This window comes from Adlercreutzia murintestinalis (genome assembly GCF_943192905.1).
Taxonomy (GTDB): Bacteria; Actinomycetota; Coriobacteriia; order Coriobacteriales; family Eggerthellaceae; genus Adlercreutzia_A; species Adlercreutzia_A murintestinalis.
In genome coordinates, this window is sequence record NZ_CALPCC010000036.1 from 1 (window position 1) to 4,776 (window position 4,776).

2 protein-coding genes are annotated in these 4,776 nt (G+C 54.6%); both read right to left on the reverse strand.

What is annotated here, in order from left to right; all coding sequences use genetic code 11:
• Positions 1 to 540 precede the first annotated feature (540 nt).
• The gene (locus tag NFR19_RS08665; RefSeq protein ID WP_251213395.1) at positions 541 to 1,929 is read right to left on the reverse strand and encodes a hypothetical protein; all 1,389 of its coding nucleotides are present in this window, start codon (positions 1,927 to 1,929) and stop codon (positions 541 to 543) included.
• A gap of 5 nt (positions 1,930 to 1,934) precedes the next feature.
• Positions 1,935 to 4,283 (reverse strand): leucine-rich repeat domain-containing protein, encoded by a 2,349-nt coding sequence (locus NFR19_RS08670; RefSeq protein ID WP_251213396.1) that lies wholly within the window; start codon positions 4,281 to 4,283, stop codon positions 1,935 to 1,937.
• Positions 4,284 to 4,776 lie beyond the last annotated feature (493 nt).

Consider the following 4,776-nt stretch of genomic DNA (forward strand, 5'->3'; position numbering starts at 1 on the left):
CGGGGATCGTCTGGAACGAGTTTCATATGCCTACTGAATACAAGCAGTGAATAATTGCCAGGGGCACACTTTTTGAGACCTAAGCCGAATATAAGCACCGACGGATGGCGAAGGGAGAAAAGAAAAAGACCGGGGGCAACCGGCCTTAATCTGATCTATTACCTGCGCCGCCTGCCTCCTGTAATCACCGACGGGCTTTGCTGGTGCATTCAGTATAGCACCTGCGCATCAAAAACTCTATTCATCTATCTTCGTATATTCATATATCCGTTGGATGCGTGGATGTTTTCTGCACACGCCTTAAAACATATTTTGGGCATTCCGAGCTACCACATACCCAAAGGCTTATTGAGGATTCATGGAAAGATCAGAAACGGCATGTGGGAGCAATGAATTCACAGGCAAAAACAAGGTCGTACGCCGCTTGAATCATGCGCTTGGGGACCATTGCTGATCAGGTTGCTATTAGCCAAACCAGCCAGCATATCCTTATCTGAGTATACAGGACGTACGGTACGCACCCAATAGTTAGCGGCAATTTCAGGAGAACTTTGATAGCCCGCGCGAAGTGAAACATCCGCACCCCACAGTGGCCCAAGCTTGTTTGCCCAGTATTCGTAGGGATAGCCCCTCGGATAAAAGCCACGATAGCGCTTGTGACCAATAGGGGCCGCCATCGGCATACTCAGCGAAGTGCTCTCCTAAGCTCGCGATGAACAGCTTGTCGTCTATCGTAGGCAACTGTTCTTGCGTGTCCGTTCTGTTGTTGTAGGTAGGCTGATAGAGCTTCTTCACGGTCTTGAAGGCTTCTTGCTGATCGCTTGGAACCAAGTCCCATATGGAATTCGTATCCGACCCGTTTACAACAGCGCCCGCATTGGGAAGCGTATCGGGATTCATGTTGGCACGCAGTTGCGATTGACCCCAACCGCCCGCATTGGTCGCAGATGAATTGACTTGCCGGAGCCGTGTCATCAGATTTACGAACTGAAAGGTAAGACCGGCTTTGGTGCGTCCATTGGCGGGGGTTGCTAAGTCGTCGTGATTGATGCCTACCACGCGGACATCATAAGATATAGGCGCACTGTTTCCATCACCATCACCGTTCCATTTTACTTGGCACGTATATTGACCGGCAGCAACAGTCGCATCGTCGCCTGTCTCGTGTGGCTGAACATCGGAAACCATGGCCTTGAACATGTCGTAGTAGATGGAGTCCTCCCCATTCTTCGACAGATCATCTGCCATGCTGCTAACTCCTTGAAGGGAATAGCACTGACCTGCATAAGGCGCGAGCGCCTCATGGGTCGCATCGTCGTTAATCCTTAAAAAAAATTCGTCTTCTTCCGAACCACTGGCAGCTCGCTCGAAGGTCCAGGTAAGCTTCATAAGGTCGCGCAATGCTGTGCGGTCCTTAGTGGCCTGTATCACTGCATCTTTGAGACCCATATCCTTCATGCTGAGAGTCATCGAGGTGCTCACACGGTCACCGACACCGAATATGATCCCCTCGCGCAGATCCTCAGAACTCTCCGTATAGATGCTTTGCGCGCCTTCCGCATTAGGCACCCAAGATATCTCCTTACCAATCAAGGAGAGCTTGGCGGTGTTTCCCTCCCCTACTTCAAAGTAACTGTTAAGGCCTGCTGCATCACAGGTTGCCTCTTTGATGCGCACACCGATGTTGGAGTTATTCACGAACTCGGCGCTTGCTTGCACCTCTCCCAACTGCTGGATGTCAAGCCCCGCATCTCCCCCAAGGATGAAGCCGACCGGCACCGTTACATCAATGATGGGCACTTCAGGTGCAGGATCAGATCTTTCCGCGCCGCCATCTGGAGATGTGGCAAAAGCTGTGGCAGGAACACTTGCAACTATCAGAGCAACTGCTGTTGCGAACGTTATGAACGTATGGCGCATGTTTTTCATTCGCTTCATGCAACCTTCACGCTCTCGTGTTTTTGACGGCTGATGGAGGTTTCGCTCACGGGAACCGAAAGACTGATGTTCACATCGGCGTTGCCGCTGCGAAGAGCGTTGATGACGCCCGATGCCGCATCAATATCAACTGCATCGGCATTGTAGGTGCAGCTCACCTTCACGCTGCCAGGCGCATAGATATAGCCATCTCCGCCGAACAATTCGGCAGATTGCCCAGACTGCAAGTTCATCGCCTGCGAGTTCAGACGCACACCATAGGGGCAGAGACGATTACCCGTTGCCACCACTCCGGTGTTCCATGCGTAGTCGCCCGCTTCGTTGTATGGTACATACACGTGCACGCCGGTGGAACCGGAAAGCACGCTTTCGCTCACGTAGGGGATCGCAGCTGGCGCAACGATCTCGGTATCCCTCAAATCGCCGAAAGCCTTACTACCGATGTAGTGCACTCCGCCAGGGATGACGACCCCTTCAAGAGCGCTGGTGCGGAAGGCATCTTCACCGATGGAGACGAGCCCGCTGTTGAGCGCCACCGTGCGCAGCGACGAGCATCGAGCAAAGGCAGCATCCCCTATCTCGGTGATGGTGAGGGGCAACGTGACCGATTCGATCTTCGGATCGTTCACGAACGCCTGGTCGGCGATCTTGGTGACCGTATAGCTTACGCCATCCAACACCCCGCTTGCAGGGATCTCAAGCTGGGCCGGAGCATCTTTGTCCGCCGCCCATGCCACCGACAGCGTGCCATTCGACAACATGGTGAACGCGAAACCATCTTCACCGGCAGGGCCGACAGGCTTCACCGGCAGGGGCGACCCATCTTCGGCCACCGTATCGTCAGAATCATCAGGATCGGGCAATGCAGTGCCTTGGACGAACTGCGTGAACCCGACGACCTTCCATGCTTGCTTGTGCTGGTCGTCGTCAGCGGTCACAACAATTGCCGCTTCGATCACCGATGGCCTGAATGCAGGCACCTGTGCGTAGTAGATAAGCGCATCAGGATTGGCGTTCTGGGCGCTCGACTGATCATTCGCATTCTCTTCGGCGACCGCATACAGATATGGTTCGGCCTCAGCGCCTGCAAGGCTGCTCGCGCCCGGCGACGGGACCGCCGCGTCCGTTGACTCCGCAGCTACGCCGGACGCGGGCGCCGAGAAGAGAATAGAAGTGTCTTCAAGGTCGGCCACCATGCCCGTGCATATACCAGAGATGACACCAGGTGCTTGAATAGTGGCCAGATCGCGGCACCCCCAGAGGGCGCCTTCGGCTATGGCAGTGCATTCCGACACCAGATGCACGCTCACGCCAATAGCGGAAGGAGCAGCCACCAAAGTGAGCGTGCCATCAGGTGCGCCGGAAGCATCGGTATTCTTCTCATATAAAAGACCGTCCTGGAAGTAGAAGGCAGAAGTCGCCATGCCCCCCTGGGAATCAGACAAAGAGAGGGTTTGAGAACCATCTTCACCTGAAGTTGGGATAATAGCCGAAAGCTTAGTGCAACGGGAAAAGACATAAGCAGGGACAGAGGCTATTCCCAAGGGGAGCACGGCATTGCCCTCCAGACCCTCCGGGACGAGGAGGAGGCTAGTAAGGCTGCTGTTGAACAGCATGCCGTTGTAACTCTTATAAGCAGCATTGGCAGCATCGACCATGATGGTCTTGGCGTTCGGGAACGCCGCAAAGGCCGTGGTGTCAATGCTTGTTAAGGAAGAAGGAAGCGCAATGGAGGTGACCTCTGGCGCACTCATGCATGCGGCCACCTTATCCGCCAGCGCAAGCCATGAGGCAGCGGCGGAGATGGCAACCACCGATCCAGCGTTCTCTTCCACAGAGGGCGCAGCTTGAACATCGGCGGCAGGAGCAGAAGCGGTCGATGCATTGACCGCGTCAACGACCCCGGCTGCCTGGCTGAAGGACATGGCCACCACGGGCACATCTTGACCGCCCACCCGCACCGTTTCGGGCACATTCAGCGCCCCTATGGGCGCAACGGCGCTCCATCCGGTGAAGGTGGCGCCTTCCTGACCAACGAGGAAATTCAGGCCATCTTGCTGCACCACCATATCACCTTCGCGCACATCGGCCGCTAAAACGGATGCGGCTTCATCAGGCGTTTGTGGGATCATCTGGATATCAGGAAGCTGAGCGTTGGCGGATCCGCTCTGAACGTCGGTGGACTCACCTTGAACGTTCGGGACCGTTGCCTGCGCAACAGAAGGATCACTTGCAGAATCGGGTTCGACAGCGTATGCGGAAAGAGGACTCATGGACGCTGCCAAAGCAAAGGCTACGATGGCAGCTATGGATTTGCGCGCGGCGCAGCAACGATATCCGAGCATAACAGGCTTGCCCTTTGCTCCGCTGCGCTCGTACCATACAGGCACGTCTCAGAAACGCAGACCCCGATATTCAGTTGCTTCATGCGGCGTTGTCTCAAAACGTGATTCGTTTATACATAACAATCAACAACTTGGCAACAACGGGCCAATGTCTCTACGCCATAAATCCACAATCGATGATTTGCTTTCGATGATCGGTCAACATGTCGAGAATCTACGGCACCCGGAACGTGCTGTTCGAATGCTCTTGAACACAACCGACTTCAGTATGAGATTTGTATGAGACAACATATAGCGCAGTTGTCCTTTCGCAAACCGTCGGGCAATTCATCATCTGAAAGAGGGGTCGAAATATTATTCTCGCACCCCTCATTACCGACAGAAAGGATGTTGAAATGGAATCGAACAACACGCAAGCCGTGCAACGCTTCAGGCGGCATCTGGTGCATGAGGAACTCTCACCGAACACCGTGCGAGCATATTGCGCGACGGT